The sequence below is a fragment of the Cognatiyoonia sp. IB215182 genome (assembly GCF_033963905.1).
In the GTDB taxonomy this organism is placed as follows: Bacteria; Pseudomonadota; Alphaproteobacteria; order Rhodobacterales; family Rhodobacteraceae; genus Yoonia.
Window position 1 is genome coordinate 1 of record NZ_JAXBMB010000025.1, and the last position, 18,789, is coordinate 18,789.

The following is an 18,789-nucleotide window of genomic DNA, read 5'->3' on the forward strand; positions in this document are numbered from 1 at the left end:
AACATGCGCCCGCCAGTTCCAGAAACCTGGCTCAAAGGTGGCCCATAGAAATGGGGCTGGACAATTGCATCCCGCAACCTATAGCTAGGTCAGAGGGAGTACCTACAGATTCACAAGTGTCCAAGTTTCCGACTACTGCTTGGTTAAAGCAAATGCCCCAGACTAATGAAGAGAAAATCCTATTTACAGCATCAATACTACATAGGTCTAGCATTGTGCTCAATCTGTACTCGTCTTGTGTAGATACATCATAGTGGTTGAAGACAGAAAAAAGAGCGCACCACCCTCTTGGCGTCGAGGCCAAAAAATGATCTTAGAAGCCGAACGATATAGACAGCATTCCGACTCTTTGCGCCTCTGCTTGTCCCACAAAGCTGGGTGACAACCAAGCCTGACCTACAAAGAAGTTGGCATAACTTGAACTGCTTTGCAGGCCCAATCGTGAACGAAATTGCATGGGCTCAAGTTCAACAGCGAATCCCTCAGGCAAATGAACAGAAGACTCGACGGCACGAGCATCCCAACCAACTACCCAGCTCAGACCTCGTATTTGATCGACTTGTGGAGTGAGTAGTCGTCCCGTCACTACGTCCCTAGTCCAAATGTCAGCGGACGACATCGGTCCAAACACAAGATCTACCCCGGCTGTAGCCGCCTCATCAGCCCCAAGTACAAGCTCGACGTAAGGCCGCACAATAGCTCGCTCATTTAAGTCGATTACTCGCCCAATTTCAGCCTCAAACCGGAGTTCAAGTCCGTCTTCGACTCGATCAAAGTCATCTCTATCTGGATCAAAACTATCATCCATATCTAGTCCGTTGTGCACAGCGCGTTGCACCGCCTCTGCCCCACTTGAATCACCTAGCAGCATGGCCTCGCCGCCGAGCCTTGTCTCAAAACCGAGAATGCTATCATGCAGAAACACTCCAGCACCGAGGAGTGTGGAGTAAGGGACGTCGCCTTCCGGCTGTTTTGAAGGGACCCATGGTGTTACAATTTCTGAACGAGCGCGTAACTCAATACCGCGGAACCAAGTCGAGCGATAACCTTCCGAGTAGTACGATCTTTGATACGAGCCACTTCGCCAGCGGTCGTGACCGTCGCCAAGGAAGTCGTTGGTAAAACTGCCGACTTCGCCTCGATAACTTGTTACTCCTTCTGCAACGACCTTGTTCCCGAAAGCAGAAAACATGCATAGGTAAAAAACGGCAGGTCCGATGCACCCACCGAACATCCTCTTCAACATCGGTGATACTTTCTAGTTTATGAAAAGCTTGCTGCATCTCGCAGCTCGCGGCATTCTTTGCACCTATTGGTTAATAATCTGTTTGAAGGAAGTAATGGCCAATGCTTTGCAAGTTTTCATGACTTGACGACGAATTGGCAATCCATACTTAATACTTTTGATTCATAAGGTTTATTGGCGCAGGCAGTCGCCCACTAAACTTATCAACTAACTGAAAATACCAATGCGAGATCAGTAGACCTCCAAGGCATCGCCTAACGGAGGCTGCACTCGTTGGTGACGGAATGTGTCATCGAGCTTAAGATGTTCTAGCCTTCTTGCTTAATTCAGAATTAACAGGCTCTGCTTACGGTGCGGCTATACAAATGATTCCAGCTAGAGGTGATAGATTAATGGCAAATATAACTAGAGATCTAGTCCAGAGCGGCAAGTGCTGTCGTCCCATCTTAGGCTTGCACCTTCTTCTATTTCTAACGGGCTGCATGGGCGGTGGATCGCCAGGGGCAGAGGCAACAGAGTTAGACTTAAAACAGACAGCAGCACAGCAGATGTTTTCTGATTTTGACACAATCGAATATACGGATCTGGCCCTACTTCCGACGTCTGGTTCAGCGTCCTACGAAGGATTCCTGTCCGGTCAGCTCTCGAATACAAACGATGCTGTAACGGATACACTCATTGGAGACCTATCAGTTAATGTTTCGTTTGGAGACTCCAGCTTGATTTCAGGTGTGGCTAGTGGATTTCTCGATGAAAACGGTGACGCCTTGGATGGCACCATTATTCTTTCAGCCGGTGAGCTGGATCGAGCCGGTGACCCAGAGGTTGATGCCACTCTCACATTTGAAGGCAGTGGTGAATTGACCAGCGTTAGTGGCGACGTCCTCGTCTTCGACGCAGATTTCGCGGGAGATTTCTTGGGAGAGGATTATCAAGGGATGGGGGGAGAAGCGCTCGCTCAAGTGACTGTTGGCGGTGCTTCACAATCCTTCAGTGGAGCCTTTGTCGCCAGTCGGTAAATGTGGGTAACAAACAGGAGGCACCTAGGGGAAGCGAAACTCCTAGGCGCCGGCCGCAAGCACTCTACTAATGAAACTATCCGCCCATAAGCTCGTAGTCGCTTATAGTGAGACTTCCAGAGAGCTCACGAACATCCGTAACTCCTTCAATCGTCAATTCGTTACTGCCGCCAAAGTCAATTGTGAGTGATGATTCACCTACACTTGTGTTCGAGGCCACGATTGCATTCAATAATTCCTGGCTTTCTACTAGCTCGACGCTGATGAGGATTTTGTCGATACCAATTTGATAATCACCAATCGAGTCGGACCCTTGACTGAAGACGAACGTATCAAAGCCGCTCCCGCCCCAGAGTTCGTCGTCACCTTCGTCACCAGACAAAAGATCATTACCAGCGTTTCCCCGAAGTACGTCATCCCCTTCTCCGCCGAATATGAAGTCACTGTTGTTGCCACCAGCGGCCGTAAAATCGCGCGTCGAGCCTCCCATTAACGACAGTCCTGCGCGACCCGCGCCTCCATCCAAAACGTCGTCGCCCGCACCGCCGAATATAATATCGGATCCGGCTTCTCCAAAAATCTGATCAGCGGCGCCAGTCCCCGATACAGGTAATGCATTACCATCAAAAACCGTTTCGACGGCAATGATATCCTCAATCATTGCGGTAGTTGCATAATTGGCACTATCTAACTTATTGATATTTACCATTACCACCTCGAAGTCTTGATCAAAACTGATTTGAACACTTCCATCGACAACCGCTTGCTCGCTCTCGGTCAATAACGATGCGCCGTTTTGACCTTCGACAGCCATATCAAGATTGACCACCGATACACTATCCACATCGCTCAGTATGCCTAGATCCACGTCAATTGTCGTGCCGTCACGGCCCGCGCTATCTACGTAGTAGAATACTGTGAATCTGTCATCTGTCTCGTAGAGGAAACTACGATATCCTTCGTCGTCACCTCCACCGCGGCCCAAGAATTCCCCTCCCATCACATTCTCGGTCATTAGTGTGAGCAATGCCTTTTGAGGCGAATCAAACTCTGAAAGCCGGTCTGTGATCGTTGTAGTTGACATACCATCCCTGTATCTGAATTCGGTTGTCACGCCCCAAATCGCCGCTCGATCAACGCCTTCTTCCAACATAAAGGCGTAGACATCGAGCAAGTTAGTGGCACCTGCCATCTCAAATGGCATTGAGTTGCCATTACTTGTATTTGTCGAGAACGCTGAATAGTAGTAATCTATTTCTTCGTCCCAGTTGATGCCGAGTTCGGCATAGGCCTCTCTCCAATGGTCGACGATCATCTGACGTTGACTCAGCGGAGCGTTCGGATTGTCTAGATCATTCCGGCTAAAGCTGAGAACATGATGACGATTACCACCAACATAGGCGAGCGATTCATCTAGGATTTCCGTCATCATTTTGTCTATAGCAATTTGCCGAACTTCATAAGGCAAACCCACTCCTGGAATAAAATCAAGTTGATTCAGTTCGGGGATCTTTGCTTCACCATTTTCAAAAAACAAATCAAAGTAACCGTCTTCCAATAAGTTATTGAATTCAAAGCTGCCTCGACCCATTTGAAATGCCAACTGATATGAAATATCACTGTCAGCCATATCTTCGGTTATCTTATCAATAATTATTTTTGAAATCAGCGCATATTCAATGGGATTTGAATACAGCTCGTTTCCAATTTCGAAGATGAATTTTTCTGGATATTCGCCGTTGTTGAATTCCTCATTCTTCAGTCGATTAAGGAAAAAGGAGATATCTGCCTCCGCGGTTGCGGTGGCTCTCGCCATAGCTTCAGGGTCGGTGAGATCCTGGTTCAGAAAGTAGCGTTTGACTGGTATTACCAGCGATATGTTGGTACCACTTTCAACAGCTCTTTCCAACATTTGACTGAAGGTTTGGACATCATCTCGCCGCAGATGATTTTCCTCATCATATTGAAGTGCAATAGGACTAATGAGTTCAGGGTGGGTCAAGTCGAATGCGATGTTTGATCTGTCTCCATCCAGAACATCCAAGTCGATTTCCTCAACACGCTGGCGAATGCGTCCATCAACCACCCAACCTTCTTCGGCAACAGTGCCACCGGTAAACCTGCCGTCCTGTAAACCCATCTCGGCAACATCAATCATCCATTCGTTGGTCCCAAACATATTTTGTGCAGTTACACCAAACATCTCAGTTCCTAGGGTTCCAATCGAGTTGTTCAGAGTCGTTGCGATAAGTGGTCCAGTCGATATCTCGGTCATGTTTCTACCCCCATGATGAATGCCATATTTCGATCTATATCAGCGATAGGTTTCAAATAAGTTGAGCTTTGACGAGGTATCTCTTGGGCCCAATTGCAACTGGATTGAGGCATCAGCATAGACTCAAGCAATAATCTGCCTCTCATTTTAGAATAATTGATGCCATGAGATATTTCTGATGAGCAGAATTGATTGCTATGTCATGTCAATAGGTGTTTTTTGGATCTTCTGGAAATAGATCGCATGCAGGTCAGATTAGCATACTATATATAATTTGATTCAATTTGATTAACTTGTTTCTAAAAGTATCTGCGGGAATGACTTGGAAACTAACGTTCACCGTCTGGTCTTGGTCTGGCAAGTGTAGAGGTGCTTGGAGCAACTTATCTGGACGCGGGAGGAGCGGCTCAGCAAATACTGAGCCGGTAGAAAACACATGTTCTTTGTCAATCGGTCAAAGCAAGAAGGCTTGGAACATGAGTGCAGTTGTGAGCAAGCCTTCTTTTACAAATGTCAGAGTTAGCTATGTCTACTTCCAACTCAACTTCGTCTGTTTGACTCCGGAGCAGCAGTTCTTGGTAGCCAGCTGACGAGTACTTCCATATGCCGACATTGACTTCGCCATGCCGGGTCCGCCCGGTTCCAACGACCTCTGGTGAAACCCCTGCTCGCCTATAGATACGTTTCATCGACGTACCGAATGTTGCAACAAACTGCTTGATCGACATCTCTTTCATCATTCTGGCCCCTGCAGCGAGCAACCGTGAGGCTGATTTTCGATCGGCACCAGGTGCCACGCAGAATCTGGTCACTTCCCAAGTGTTTGGGTGACTGAATTCATGAATGCCGCAAATTTGGGGGAAGTGGTCGTTCAGCATAGTTCGGCCAGTCGTTGGAAGTAGGCGCATGGAAGAAAGGTGCCTTCCATCTTCGTCTTGATCAATGATGTATATGGGGTTCTGGGTGTCGTATTCGTCTCTCTCCATACCGACCTGATCGACATGTACGTCCCACCCTAGTCGCCGACCGAATAGATCGGCTCGGTCCGTGAACATCTGGATTGCTAGATCAGTGTGAAGGAAGAGATTTGTAGCGTGAACGAATTTAATCATGACTTGCTCCTGTGGTTGGCAGGAGAAGCATCGGGCGTGATGGTTAACAAAGAAAAACACCACAGTACGGTGGTGTTGCGCGGCCTGATCTTCTTGCATTTCTGGCTCTAGGATCGATCATGTCCAGGTCTGACCACCTTTCTCAGCGTGTGTAGAGACTCGAAAGGCTTAAGCCTTTGAGGTTTTCCTGTGGGTGGTGTTGAATGGGGCCCTCTGCCATGTCAAAATGAAACGCAGGAGCATGGCAATGCGACCGCGACCGGTGCTGTTTCATGCGCTCCTGTGCTGCTTGCCACTAGGGCTTTGGACAGGCGCAACCGACTCGCCAAACTAGAGTTCTGCAAAAGATCCGTTCAATGGTTTACAGTTCATCGCAGCACCATTGTAAGAATGGCTAAGAAAGGTGGGCACTCAGCCGATCCAATTCTCTCCAGAACCGTCGTGGGAGAGCAGGTACAACGGCCGCAACGGTACATTGTGTCGCTAGGTTCTGGATGCAAGATGGGACGATGTCACCATATAGGCCGAGATCACCCTCAATAGACGGATCAGACAGCGCTCTCATTTGCGACCACATCAGGCCCAAAACATGCGCCTGTCCGTTCCTGAGGCCTCGCAAAAAAGCTGCTGATAGACAAGAGATTGGATACTAGTGCTTCAAAATTGCCAAACCCTAGTCTCATTGAAGTCAAGGTTTTCCGCACCATCACCGATTGCGAATAGTCTGCCCAATGTAAAGTGAACAATGGCAGGAAACCAAACTGGAGATGATTGATTGTGAATGATAATGCTTGGTTGCTTCCAGTTCTTTCCGACTTGGAGAAGGCCAGTCGCAAGGAAGGGTTGACAAGAACTGCTTCGTTTCTGCGGTTAGCTCAGGGAACCGCAATCGCTGAGATAATGTGGAATTCTGAGATTGGGAGAGAAAGTGATGAGCATGTCACAATTAGTGTAGCGGAAGGTGTGGATTCGGGTGTTAACCACTGACCCCGCGTAGTCTTGAGCGCTTCACCAAAATTGGCGTGCGCTAGCAACACAAGAGCCTATATTAAAGCACCCTCATTCAAAACAACAACTCAATCTCTTTGTAGTCTCGGTGTATGGACTCCCTGTTGTTCTCAATCATCAAGCATTTCTGATGTTCGCCCGATGACGAATTGACGTGTTCTTGTTCGACACTTTCATCGAGTAATCGTTTCAATGCGACCGCCGTATTCTCAAATCCCTCTTCGGCCATACGAGCGCTGGCTAGTGCAATGCTGAATTCATACTCTGTTGTAAGCATTTGATGATCTCCAAGATTTCCAGCTTGATGCCTCATTTTCAGCATACATATTAATGGTAAGTTAATTTTGCGAAGCTAGAGATCTAGCTGAGCGGAACGCCGCTTACAGATCTTTGCGACATTAAAGGATGCTGGCACGGCACCTTCGCTTCTCCTTCTGCCAATGCCACCTCGATACACGCATTAATTAATACTTCTTCCTCCTCTTCAGTTAGTTGCACTGCCAATGACATGGCATCATCAAGAAACTTGGTTATTTGCCGCTCTTCCATTATGTCGCCCTGAATTTACACTATGCGCGTCATTTTTATTAGACACTACTTAATGCTTTATTAAAGGCATTAATCGGAAAGCATGAAATTGGTGATCGCTTCAAGTAATCCCTTTTAGATTCACCGCGGGTTAACCAGTTTAAGTGCAACGTAGGCTGAGTGGGGCAATGTTTCTTTGAATAGTGAACGTGTGGAGACCTGAAGCGTGATCGCAAACACCAAAAATCTGCCTGCAAATCACGAGCCTGTAGATAAGCATCAACAGCTCCGCGTGGATGAACTCATCAGGTTTATGGAGAAGGCCGCGTACAACTATGCCCATCATGGTAGCTCAAACACTGCCAACGCCTTGTTCATTGCAGTTGCAGCCTTGGAAAGACATCGTGCATGAGACCGCACGCACTCCGTCTCATGCGTAGTTAACATGAGCGATTCGTTGATTGGCCTGTCGTTGCGCAGGTGCACTCTACGCAGCGCGTTGTCCGCACATGTCTTCATTTTGGGCTCGTAGGGCTGTTAGCACCTGCGTACCTAGAGCCGTCACCGAGACTTTTTCACGGTTTGGTGCTGCGTCGGCAAGTCTGAGTCTGATGAGAGATTCAGTGACGTAGCAAATCGGTAGATGAGGTTCGGTCCAAAGGTCGATAAGTCTGCTCACTTCGTGATCGTTGAGGCTGGCGGCGAGTAGTTCAGCTATTCTGTGCATTTTGTTTTAGAGCGTCCTTTTGCTCTTTCCCCTTGTGAAGCTTGATCTGCTACTCTCAGTCGTGCTGACTCAACTTGGTGGATCAATGTCGACCGAAGCGTGCGGCTTGCTTATTGACTGTCGTACAGTGAATCCTCAATTAACCAAGATGTATTCGCCCAAAACTACCTAAAGGTACAGGTGCGATTGGAAATTTTAATTTTACTTAACAAGAGGTTAAGTGAGAAGTCATTCAGCCGTACCTAGATGAATGCCAACTTCTCAATTGATTTGTTGCGGCATTTGTCCGCGAAGTGAGCACTTGTCTTGCCAGATGCCGAAGCGGTCAGTGTTTGGACCAGCAAGCTGCTGTCTTAAGTGCAGGAATGTCTAGAGATGTTCGTGTTGAACTCTGGCGTATGAGCGAGGGGCAGTTCCGTCGGTAATAAACCTGGCTTAAAGGAATCCATGCAACATTGTCTCACAATTGAGATAAATGACGTAGGAACACATGCCGAAGAAGACTTGGAGCGCAACTGATGTCGCTAACGATGTAGGCGAAAGCCGCGATCTTGTTGTTCGGATCTGCATGGACTGCGCCGTCTTTCTCACCGGAATTGTAGTGTGGGACGGGGATGACCCGCGATTGGACGAGGATGCGCTTGAGGAAGTCAAAGAGGTTGTCAAAAAGTTACACAGCGAACCCAGCGGCATTGCTGACTACCTGGCGGTAGACGGTGTTCGTACTGAACTCTGACAATTGGCTTGGCGTGAACGTCTTTGGCGTCGCTTAATTAGGCATACTGTTTGTCCAGCCGGATCAGCGCAGAGCGCAGAGTGTCGTCGTTCTGAGTTTTGGCCTGATATCGCAGGCTGGAGCGCGCAACGCTCAGAATACAGCGGGTACGGCGCTCGGATGCAAGCAGCTTTTGACGGGTGTGGATATCGTCCTCGTTAAGGCTTTGTTAACCTCTCCTGAAGACTCTATCGATATGGATCAATCATTGTCATTTGTCTGGATTAGCTCGGCACTGATCGGAGTATCTGCTGGAGTTCTTGCGTGGCTATTTGGGCTGGCCTTTTGGGCGTGCTTCGTTGCTTACCTTATTTCTACGGTGTTCTCTTTGTGTGTACTAGGGTACCTGACAAGCGATCCAACCAAAGAGTAATGACCCTCTCGTTCAACCCAATACTTCTCTTTGATGCGTATCAATGTCGGAAGACGGCTGCGTCCAATCAGCTCAACGCGGACATTGGATTCCGGGCCTAGTCGGTTGGTAAGCGGGATGACCTGCTCTCCTAAAACGTCCGGCTTCTACGGTTAGCATGATCTTCAACTGAGGAGACAGATGAAGAAGAGAAGCCGTTTCGGCACCAGAACACCCATAGCGATCCTGTAGTGACCAAACCGGAGATGATCGCTCAGTTTCGTGTCTGACGCGCTGGAAGATAAACGACGGTTGTGGATCCTCAACGTCATTGATGACTTCAGTCGGGAATGCCTAGCCGCTGTGGTGGACACATCCACCGGAGGCGCGCGTGTTGCCCGTGAATTGGATCGCATCGCCGAACTACGCGGCTACCCATACATAGTGAGCCCCGCCGATCAGTCAGCAGTCCGCAGCGAGCTTTGATTTGACCCGAACAGACGCTATTTCGTGGTATTATTTTCCCAAATAACTCGCTCTCTTGCGATCCAGATGTGCTCTGGCCTTTGCAAGATTACCGCATTTTCGCAGCCTGAAAGCGATTTTGCTTCAGCAGCCGTTTCTGCCAATGCCCATCCGTGAGAGACAGCACCGTCTGATTGGTCCGGTGGGACCTCAATTTTCCAAACTTGCAACATAAAGAACGTTTGCCGCAACTTAGTTTACGGCAGGTTAAATGCGCCTTCGCGTGGTGGGATGCAGATGTACACCGTCGACAATCTGCTCGACCGGGAGGAGGCGCTGCGCCTCATGACCGTCGGCATTGCGTGGTTCTGCGGCCAAATACAAACGGAAGCGCTGACATGCAGGGGGCGATGCCCGAGCAATGGCTGGCTGCTTGAGCACCGCAGCATTACATAAAAACAGGAATAAGACTGCCAAAAAAGAACAGAAAGGCGCCCCCTAGAACGGTCGGCGTAATCATTGTTGTTTGATTGGAACTGCAAGTTTGGGTGGCGCGCCTTCTATTGTTGAAAGGCTGCTTCGTATCGCGACTTGTGAACTCCTCTAAAAAAACTTCGTCGCACTGTGAACGAACGGCGGCTTCCTCTGCCGGCGCGCAGCGTTGTAGACAGAACTGACGGAAAACACACGCGATACCATCTTGGCGTGGGTCAAATCGCTTGAGATGTTTGTTTGCCACTTCATGTTCCCGAGCCGGTTTCACGACCATCCGCATATCTCGACCAGCCAGTATGGACGTCTTGTCCGCGATTGGGTAACGGCAATTGGCCTATGCGAACGGATGCTGCGTCAGCAAAGGCTGCAAATCCAATGACGGGTTTGTCCCGCGATCTGTGAGTTTGCGAGCCCCCCGATTTTGCGGTTGCCGCGAATGTCTCCTCTGACGGGCCGCACTGCGGCATCTGATGCCCCATGCGGACGGCGGCTTTGGGCCGAAAACGGTCCGACCTAGGCTCTGCCTACGGATGCTACGACGGATCTGGGGACCCCGAAAGAGGTTAGAACTACGGGCGCCGATGGACGCCTCGTTGGCCATTATACCTCATCAAAAGTCTAACAAATTTGGCGCAGTCCTAATTCGGACTTAGCCCAAGAAAGCCGCCTCAACTGCTTTCAAAACGGCGTCTTGTGTTCGTTCCAAATCTGTTTCTGTGACTGCGAGAGAGGGATAGAGTTTCCCGGGCGACTTGAAGATACCATTTTTGCGCAGCGTGGCGTTGTATACAGCATTTTGCTCGGGGTCATCGTGCTTTGCCGAACGGTAGTCTCGACAGCTTTCCTTTGTGAAGAAGATATCAAACAGGGTTTCATCGCCGCAAATCTGGTGCGGAACACCGGCTTTGGTCAGCGCATCACTTTGCATGTCTTGCAAGGATTTGCCGATCGCGCGCAGCTTGTCATAGCGTCCTTTGCGACGCAGGACCTCCATTGTTTTGAGCCCCGCAGCCGCTGCGATGGGGTTTCCAGACAAGGTCCCGAGCTGCATGAGCCATTTGTCGGCGCCGACAACAGACTTGTCAAAATGCTGCATGATTTCTGCGCTGGCCCCAAGGGCCGCAAGAGGGAAGCCGCCGCCAATGATTTTGCCCAACGTGCAGATGTCGGGGGTGACGCCATAACGTTCCTGCGCGCCGCCATAGGCCAGTCGAAATCCGGTGACAATTTCGTCGAAAATCAGCAACACGGCGTGTTTATCACACAGGTCACGCAAGCCTTGCAGATATCCCGGTTGGGCGGGGATGATCCGTTGCAGAGGTTCAGCGATAATGGCCGCGACGTCCTTATTTTCATTCAAGAGCGCCTCGACAGCTGCCAAATCATTGTACGGCGCAATCAGCATTTGATCCGCTACACCCTGCGGGATGCCTGCGCTGTCGGGAACGGCTTGGGGGAAATTCACGTAGGAAGATGGTGCGAGGCTCATCTGTGCCTCGGCGCTCATACCGTGATAGCCGCCTTCAAATTTCAGGATTTTATTGCGGCCCGTATAGGCGCGCGCAAGGCGGATCGCATACATGTCTGCCTCGCCACCGGATGCGACAAAGCGGACCTGCTCGCAGCACGGTACGGCCTCCACAATGGCCTCTGCCAGCTCAACACCTTTGGCGTTGTTGGCGAAGAATGTCATACCTTTCGGGAGCTGTTCCAGAACCGCTTCCATAACTTCGGGGTGGCCGTGGCCCAACAGCATAGGGCCCGATCCGATCAAGTAGTCGATGTATTCGTTTCCGTCCTCATCCCAAACATGGCTGCCTTGACCCCGCGCAATCATGATACCGGGGTCGAAATTGCCAAAACCGCCTGCGGGCAAAACCTCTTGTGCGCGGGCGATCCAATCCGATTGAGATGTCAATTTTTGCATGTCTTAGTCCAGTTCCAAAATGGGCGCCCCAAGGCGGTCTTCATCGGGTGTAACGCCGAGGCCGGCCCCGTCTGGCGGGGCGATGCGGCCGTTTTCACGCTTGGGGCAATCCGGCGCGATCCGTGGGGCGACATAGGACGACAGATCGCAGGTGTTGAGCAGTGATCCTTGCGGTGTTGAGGCCGCAAAATGGAGCGACGCGGCGGTGACGATGTCTGATCCCCATGTGCATTCAGCGCAGATTTCGGCCCCCAGATGCACGGTCAGATCACGGGCACGGCGCATGGCCGAAAGCCCGCCGAATTTCGACAGTTTCAGCGCGACCGCGTCGAGGCACCCAAGCTCTGATGCCCGCATCAGGGAGGCAAGATCATAGGCGCATTCGTCGATTTTCATGGGCAGGCCAGTTGCTTGACGAACGGCAGCGCAGTCCTCAAGGGTTTTGCAGGGTTGTTCCAGCATGATATCGAGATCGGCGACCGCACGACCTGTGCGCGTGGCCTGCAATTTGGTGGCCCCACAATTCCAGTCGCCATAAACGAGCGGCCCGCGGCCTACGGCCTCGCGTACTTTGGTCAGTCGCTCGGCGTCTGCCTCCCAATCCGCGTCTGCACCAAGTTTGACCTGAAACTGGCGTATGCCCGTGGCGTAAGCTTCCTTTGCAATACGCGCCATGTCTTCGGGCGCAATACAGGTGATCGAATGATAGAGCGGCATGTCACGGCGGGTTCGACCGCCTAAAAGCTGGTAGAGAGGAAGGTTGGTGGCTTTGCCAAAGAGGTCCCACAGCGCCATATCGACGATAGATTTTGCCGCAAGATGACCTTGCAGGACTCCATCCAGTTTGCGCATCGGGGCGTCGATTCCTGTGGGCGTGACCCCAAGAATTTCAGGAGCCATTTCCCGGATTGCACTTGGCACCCCATCTGCAAAGGCGGGCAGATAATGCGGAATTGGGCAAACCTCGCCCCAGCCCTTCAATCCCGTGTCTGTCTCCAGACAGAGCACATGGGTCTTGACCGTGTCGCAGGTTTTGCCTTCGGCCATGTAATAGGTTTCATGGCTTGTCAGGTCGACCGACCAAAGCGTGATGCGGTTGACCCTCATGTGTAGACCGCCACAGGATCGCCCAATGCATCTTCGTCAGGATGCACCCCCAGTCCCGGAGTTTCAGGCAGGTGCAGGTGACCGTTTAGATTGCGCGGCCCACGTCCGCCCGCGACATCAACGGTCAGCATATCTTGACAGGCCCAGACAGCGCGGCAGTTTGCATCAGGGATAGTGGCCGCCAAGTGCAAGGCTTCGGTATCGGCCAGGACCGAACCACCCGTCCCCATGACGAACATATCAATGCCGTGGGCCAAAGCCACGTCCCGCATCCGAGCTGCTTTGGTCAGGCCACCAACGCGGTTCAGCTTGATACCAAAAACCTCGGCCAAGCCATCACGCGCGATGCGGGTGGCATCTTGCAAGGTGACCAGCGTTTCATCAACTGACACAGTCGCTGCATGTTTGCCCGCAATGGCCGCGATATCGTCCAGCGTCTCGCAAGGTTGTTCAAACATCACGCCCAGATCTTCGGTCGCGGACATGACCCGCAAGGCCTGCTGCCGCGTCCAACCCCGGTTCACATCATAAAGAAAGATATCGCCCGGTTGCCGCAGGCTTTCCACATCTCGAATACGGGCAATATCACGTTCCACATCACCGCCGATTTTCACCGAATGCGCGATATATCCACGCTGACGGTAGCGGTCGATCACGGCGCGGGTGTCTGCCACTGTCTTCGCCCCCACAGAGGACGCGATCGGGCGCGGCGTGCGTGAGCCGCCCCCCATCAAATCGGCAATCGGCAGCCCCGCGGCTTGCCCCGCAATATCCCAACAGGCCATATCAATCGGGCTTTTGGCGTAAAGATGACCAGGCAGCGCAAGGTCCATCGCCCGTTCGACATCCAACAGGCGGCGCGGATCAAGGCCCGTGATAAACGGGGCCATCGTCTCAATCCCGGCGCGGATACCAGGCCCGTGCGCGGGCACATAGGTGTGCCCCCACGGCGTCCCTTCACCCCAACCAATGATGCCTGCGTCGGTCTCGATTTTCACAAACGTCGCATCCAGCGTTTCAAACTTTAACCGTCCACCGGACAGCCAATAAGGATGCTCAAGCGGCAGATCGACGTGATAGACAGAGAGGCGGGTGATTTTCAAAGGGCATACTCCGAAACAGGCGCGCCGAGGCTTTCGAAATCAGCTGTTACCCCAAGGCCCGACGTATCTGGCGCATAGAGTTTTCCGCCCTCGGACCACGCTCCGCCAATGCCGGTAGACCGGGTGTTGTAGTGCATCAGGTCGGTGGTGTTCTGCAGGTATTCAGGCGGGGTCGAGGCTGCGAAATGCGCAACGAGGGCGGTTGTAATCTCACCGCCCCAGGTATCCTCAGAGACGACCGGGATGCGGTTCTCGACCAGGAAGTCCCTCACGCGGCGGGCCTTTGAAATGCCGCCGAGGTTTGAAAGTTTCAGGCAGCAAATTTCGGCCCCGCGATCCGCGACAATGCGTTGAGCTGCAGCCATCCCCGTTACGCATTCGTCTAACTTCATGGGTTGCTGGGCAATGCGCCGGACTTGCTGGCATTCCTCATAAGTCCTGCAGGGCTGTTCGAGGATGTAGTCCAGATCAGCGGTTGCACGGGCCACACGGATGGCATTGTCCACACGCCATCCTTGATTGGCGTCTGCCATCGCCTTCTCGCCCGATTTCAGCAGCCCGACACCTGCTGTGATCCTGTCGATATCTGCGGCCCAATCGCCTCCGACCTTGATCTGGAATTGCTGGTATCCGTCGCTGCGATAGCGCTCCATTTCAGCGAGTGTTGCATCCGTCGCCTTTTGCGGGGCCACGCGGTACATCGGGGCGCCGTCGGTCAGCTTGCCACCCAACAACATCCAGACGGGCTGACCGCAGGCCTGCCCCAAAATATCCCAGCAGGCCGCATCAAACGGAGCCTTGGCATACCCGTGCCCTTGCACCGTATGATCCATAAGCTGCTCGATGCGCGCAACTTGGCGCGGGTCTTCGCCCAGCAGTTTTGACGCCGCGAGGCGGGCAAAGGCTTCGACACCCTCGGAATGGGCCACCATGTAGTTTTCGCCACAAGGTGTGAATTCACCGCAGCCCTGCAAGCCCGCATCGGTGTCGATGACGACCACGCTGGCGCGCGCCGTTTCGATCGCATTGCCCGCGCCCCAAACATAGGCCCCGCCGACATAGGGCAGGTCTGTTTTGTAGATACGGATGCGGGTGATTTTCATGGGCAGACCACGATGTTGCCGGTGTGCGTTTTGGCGATAAAGGCGGCCTGCGCCTCGCGCAGTCGATCCAGCGGGTATGTGGCGGCGAGCGCGGGTTTGATGACACCCCGTTCGATGTAACGGATCAGGTTTGGCATCACCTCGGGCGTGATCACCGTTGAGCCGGTAAAGGTCAGATCACGCAAGTAGAAGGTGCGCAGGTCCAGCTCAACCATCGGCCCGGCAATCGCGCCGGAGCAAGTATAGCGCCCCCCGCGTTCGAGGATGTCGATCAGGGCCGGCCAGTATGGGCCGCCAACAACATCTGCGACGACGGTGACCTTTTCATCGCCCAATGCCGCCCGCAGGTTTTCGGGTGCGCGGGGCAGCAGCTTGTCTGGGCCGAAGGTTGCCACGTCTTTGTGCTTGGCGTCCGACGCCATTGCGATCACTCGGGCGCCACGCCGTTTGGCCAGCTGCACCAATGCACCGCCGACGCCACCAGAAGCGCCGGGCACCAAAACGGTATCGCTTGCTCCAACTTGGGCGCGGGTCAACATGCCTTCGGCCGTGGAATACGAACATGAAAACGTGGCGAGTTCTGCATCCGACAGATCCGACGCAACGGCCAACGCGTTGCTGGCTGGCGTTGTGGTGTATTCGGCAAACCCCCCGTCGCGCTCGGACCCGAAATATCTGGTCTTGTTCATATCATCGGGATCGCGTTCATCGCGCAGCCAGCCATCCGTAATGACCCGTTCGCCAATGCGCGCAGCATCAACGCCTGCGCCGACGGCTACAATTTCGCCGCAGACATCCGCGCCCTGAATCCGCGGAAAGGTGATCGGTGCGCCGCCCCACGTAGGGTCTTCTTCACCCACCTCATCAAACGCCCCCCCCGTTGTGGCGTCTGTCACGGTCTTTGAATACCAGCCCGAACGGGTGTTCACGTCTGTATTGTTCAGCCCGCAGGCCCCGACACGGATCAGGACCTCTCCGGCGGCGGGGTCAGGGCGTGGCCAGTCGGTGCGCAGCACCATTTGGTCAAGATCGCCATGCCCCATCGTGACCATCGCCGTCATCGTATCGGGAAGGGTCATTCCGCCGCCTCACGGGCTGCATCGGTTCGTGGCAGAAGACTTTGCGGATCATAAGCGGGTTCTACCAAGACACGGGCAGATCGCGGCACTCCATGGATGACGACCTCTAGGGAGGTATCAGGGTGAGCGGCGCTTGGTTTGACGTAGGCAAAGGCGAGTATCTTGCCAACCGTCGGCCCAAAGGCCACCGACGCAGTCGATCCGACAACCTGTCCATTGTGCAGCACTGGCTCTCCGCCATGTCCGTCGGCCACGCCGTCCGGTTCAATTTCCAGATAGGCGCAGACCCATGGCAGATCACTGTTCAGCGTCTTGTCACGGCCAAGATAGTCTTTGTCGGTGCGCGCGAAGCGCAGCACATCTGCCTCGGCCAGCGTCACTTCGTTGGTCAACTCCCCCGCACCTTTGAAACCCTTTTCCAAGCGCATCACGTTCATCGCGAAGCTCCCGTAATCGGCAATGCCATGCACCTCGCCCGCGGCCCAAAGGGCGTTGTAAACATCAAGGCAGGCGGCGGCAGGCATGTGAAATTCCCAGCCCAATTCGCCTGCATAGGACATACGAAAGGCCCAGATATCGTGGCCTGCGACAGATATCTGTTGCGCCGACAGCCAGCGGAAACTGGCATTGGACAGATCCGCATTAGTGCAAGCCGCCAGCACATCGCGCGCTTTGGGTCCGTTGAGCGACAGCGCCGACCAGTCAGAAGACAGCGCGGCAATTGTCACATCCTCGCCCGCGCGGTTCTGGTGCAGATGGTCCAGCAGGCGCTGTTCAAAGAAGGCGGCACACACCAGATAGAACGCATCATCGGCCATGCGCACGATGGTCGTTTCCAACTCGATCCGCCCCGCGCGGTTGAGCATATGTGTTAGCGTGATGGACCCGACCTTTTGCGGCATCCGGTTTGCGGTCAGCCTATCGAGCAGGGCGTAGGCGTCGGGCCCTTCGACCAAAACCTTGGTGAAGGCCGTGACGTCCATGATCCCGACCGCCTCCCGCACGGCTTTGACCTCGGCGGCGACAACGTCATCCACAGGGGTGCGATTAAAGGAATAATGGTCCTCTTGCGCGATGCCTTTGGCAAAGAAGCGCGGGCGCTCAAAACCGTAGACTTCTTCATGCACCGCGCCCTTGGATTTCAGAAGGTCGTGCAAAGGCGAGGGTTTGATCGGGCGCCCCGCCAGCCGGTTGAAATGCGGGAACGGGATCTCGTGGCGCAGGCAGTAGTCTTCCTCGGCTTTCACCACTTGCCAGTCCTTCGTGGCATAGCTGCCAAAGCGGCGCGGGTCATACTCGCGCATGGAAATATCCGCCGCGCCATGCACCATCCAGCGGGCCAATTCGCGGGTCAGTCCCGGCCCCCAGCCGATGCCGATCTGCGTCCCACAACAGCACCAGTAATTTCGCACGCCCGGTGCCGGGCCAATAAGCGGGTTGCCATCCGGCGGGTGGCTGATCGCGCCGTGGACCTCGCGTTGAATACCCAGCTCAGCGAAAATTGGCATGCGGTTCAGGCTTTCTTCAAGGTAGGGCATAACGCGGTCATAATCGGCATCGAACAGCCAGTTTTCATAGTCCCACGGGCAATGGTCGTGCCAGACGGAGTTGGGGTTTTCCTTCTCGTAAATCCCGATCAATCCGCGTTTCTGCTCCATACGGATGTAGCCTGAGACCTTCTTGTCGTCGCGGATCACGGGCAACTCGGCCTCAAGCGCCTCGAACTCCGGAACAGGCTCGGTGACAAAATAATGGTGCGTCATCGACGTCATCGGAAGTTGCAGGCCTGACCATTCGCCTATCTGGCGGGCATAGGTGCCGCCCGCGTTAACAACATGTTCGCAAGTAATCGTGCCTTTATCCGTCTCGACTTGCCATTCACCCGAAGGCAATTGCGTGATGTTGGTCGCGCGGCATTGACGGATGATTTTGACGCCCTTTTGGCGGGCGCCCGCCGCCATCGCCATTGTCACGTTCGTGGGGTCGACATGGCCGTCATCTGGCGTGTGCAGGGCACCCAAAACGCCATCGAGATTGTAGAACGGATGCAGCTCGGCCACTTTGTCAGGGCCTACCAATTCGATATTGAACCCAAGGGAGCGCCCGACGGACAGCGTGTGCCGCAGCCAGTCCATTTCATCCGTCGTATAGGCCAGCCGGAAGGATCCGCAGCCGTGCCATGTGACAGGCTGGCCCGTCTCGGCCCCCAGCCCGCCGGAATAAAGCCCGATGTTGTAGTCAACGCATTTGCCCAACCCGAAGCTGGATGTCGAATGGGTGATCTGGCCCGCCGCATGCCAGGTGCTGCCCGATGTCAGCTCGGCCTTTTCCAGCAGAATGGTATCGTCGCCCCAGTCCTCGTGGCCCAGATGATAGGCCAGGCCCACACCCATGACGCCACCGCCAACGATGACCACACGTGCAGTCGATGGAAACTCAGTTGCCACAACAATCCCTTTCAATCGAGT

Annotated in this window: 14 protein-coding genes and 2 pseudogenes; 5 read left to right on the plus strand and 11 right to left on the minus strand. The window is 53.5% G+C overall.

From position 1 onward, the window contains the following. Nucleotides 1-313: 313 nt before the first annotated feature. On the minus strand, nucleotides 314-1,192 hold the full coding sequence (locus SLH47_RS24790; protein ID WP_320243641.1) for a lipid A-modifier LpxR family protein: 879 nt from the start codon (nucleotides 1,190-1,192) through the stop codon (nucleotides 314-316). Between the two features lie 536 nt (nucleotides 1,193-1,728). On the opposite strand from SLH47_RS24790, the gene SLH47_RS24795 reads away from it, so the two are divergent. Beyond that, on the plus strand, nucleotides 1,729-2,265 hold the full coding sequence (locus SLH47_RS24795; RefSeq protein WP_320243643.1) for a hypothetical protein: 537 nt from the start codon (nucleotides 1,729-1,731) through the stop codon (nucleotides 2,263-2,265). A 76-nt stretch (nucleotides 2,266-2,341) separates the two neighbouring features. Here the strand turns inward: SLH47_RS24795 and SLH47_RS24800 are convergent, their stop codons facing one another. From SLH47_RS24800 to SLH47_RS24815, 4 genes are all read right to left on the minus strand, one after another. Next, nucleotides 2,342-4,540 carry a hypothetical protein gene (locus SLH47_RS24800; RefSeq protein WP_320243644.1) on the minus strand — a complete coding sequence of 733 codons (2,199 nt, stop codon included), beginning with the start codon at nucleotides 4,538-4,540 and terminating at the stop codon, nucleotides 2,342-2,344. A 446-nt stretch (nucleotides 4,541-4,986) separates the two neighbouring features. Continuing rightward, on the minus strand, nucleotides 4,987-5,652 hold the full coding sequence (locus tag SLH47_RS24805; RefSeq protein ID WP_320243645.1) for an acyl-homoserine-lactone synthase: 666 nt from the start codon (nucleotides 5,650-5,652) through the stop codon (nucleotides 4,987-4,989). A 1,063-nt stretch (nucleotides 5,653-6,715) separates the two neighbouring features. Beyond that, complete coding sequence (locus SLH47_RS24810; protein WP_320243647.1) at nucleotides 6,716-6,973, minus strand: hypothetical protein; 258 nt, start codon at nucleotides 6,971-6,973, stop codon at nucleotides 6,716-6,718. 47 nt (nucleotides 6,974-7,020) lie between these two features. Further along, the gene (locus tag SLH47_RS24815) at nucleotides 7,021-7,209 is read right to left on the minus strand and encodes a hypothetical protein (RefSeq protein ID WP_320243648.1); all 189 of its coding nucleotides are present in this window, start codon (nucleotides 7,207-7,209) and stop codon (nucleotides 7,021-7,023) included. A gap of 1,196 nt (nucleotides 7,210-8,405) precedes the next feature. Between SLH47_RS24815 and SLH47_RS24820 the strand changes: the two genes are divergently transcribed. The 4 genes and pseudogenes from SLH47_RS24820 to SLH47_RS24835 form a co-directional block, all read left to right on the plus strand. Then, on the plus strand, nucleotides 8,406-8,651 hold the full coding sequence (locus tag SLH47_RS24820; RefSeq protein WP_320243650.1) for a hypothetical protein: 246 nt from the start codon (nucleotides 8,406-8,408) through the stop codon (nucleotides 8,649-8,651). A 661-nt stretch (nucleotides 8,652-9,312) separates the two neighbouring features. Next, nucleotides 9,313-9,489: pseudogene (locus SLH47_RS24825) on the plus strand (IS3 family transposase); the annotation flags it as partial. A 315-nt stretch (nucleotides 9,490-9,804) separates the two neighbouring features. Next, nucleotides 9,805-9,963 (plus strand): hypothetical protein, encoded by a 159-nt coding sequence (locus SLH47_RS24830; RefSeq protein WP_320243653.1) that lies wholly within the window; start codon nucleotides 9,805-9,807, stop codon nucleotides 9,961-9,963. 214 nt (nucleotides 9,964-10,177) lie between these two features. Then, nucleotides 10,178-10,339: pseudogene (locus tag SLH47_RS24835) on the plus strand (integrase); the annotation flags it as partial. Nucleotides 10,340-10,651: 312 nt separating this feature from the next. Here SLH47_RS24835 and SLH47_RS24840 read toward each other — a convergent pair. Genes SLH47_RS24840 through SLH47_RS24865 form a run of 6 tightly spaced genes read right to left on the minus strand, consistent with a single transcriptional unit; the run spans nucleotide 10,652 to nucleotide 18,768 of the window. Next, a complete protein-coding gene (locus SLH47_RS24840) occupies nucleotides 10,652-11,929 on the minus strand; it encodes an aspartate aminotransferase family protein (RefSeq protein ID WP_320243655.1) in 1,278 nt (425 codons plus the stop codon). A gap of 3 nt (nucleotides 11,930-11,932) precedes the next feature. Next, nucleotides 11,933-13,036 (minus strand): mandelate racemase/muconate lactonizing enzyme family protein, encoded by a 1,104-nt coding sequence (locus tag SLH47_RS24845; RefSeq protein ID WP_320243656.1) that lies wholly within the window; start codon nucleotides 13,034-13,036, stop codon nucleotides 11,933-11,935. Further along, entirely contained in the window at nucleotides 13,033-14,139 is a 1,107-nt protein-coding gene (locus SLH47_RS24850; RefSeq protein WP_320243658.1) for a mandelate racemase/muconate lactonizing enzyme family protein, read from the minus strand. Before SLH47_RS24850 ends, SLH47_RS24845 begins: the two co-directional genes overlap by 4 nt. Then, nucleotides 14,136-15,242, minus strand: coding sequence for a mandelate racemase/muconate lactonizing enzyme family protein (locus tag SLH47_RS24855; RefSeq protein WP_320243660.1), 1,107 nt, complete (start codon nucleotides 15,240-15,242; stop codon nucleotides 14,136-14,138). Before SLH47_RS24855 ends, SLH47_RS24850 begins: the two co-directional genes overlap by 4 nt. After that, nucleotides 15,239-16,321 (minus strand): alcohol dehydrogenase family protein, encoded by a 1,083-nt coding sequence (locus tag SLH47_RS24860; protein ID WP_320243662.1) that lies wholly within the window; start codon nucleotides 16,319-16,321, stop codon nucleotides 15,239-15,241. Before SLH47_RS24860 ends, SLH47_RS24855 begins: the two co-directional genes overlap by 4 nt. Further along, nucleotides 16,318-18,768: an FAD-dependent oxidoreductase gene (locus SLH47_RS24865; RefSeq protein WP_320243664.1), complete on the minus strand. Its 2,451-nt coding sequence runs from the start codon at nucleotides 18,766-18,768 to the stop codon at nucleotides 16,318-16,320. Before SLH47_RS24865 ends, SLH47_RS24860 begins: the two co-directional genes overlap by 4 nt. Nucleotides 18,769-18,789: the final 21 nt, after the last annotated feature.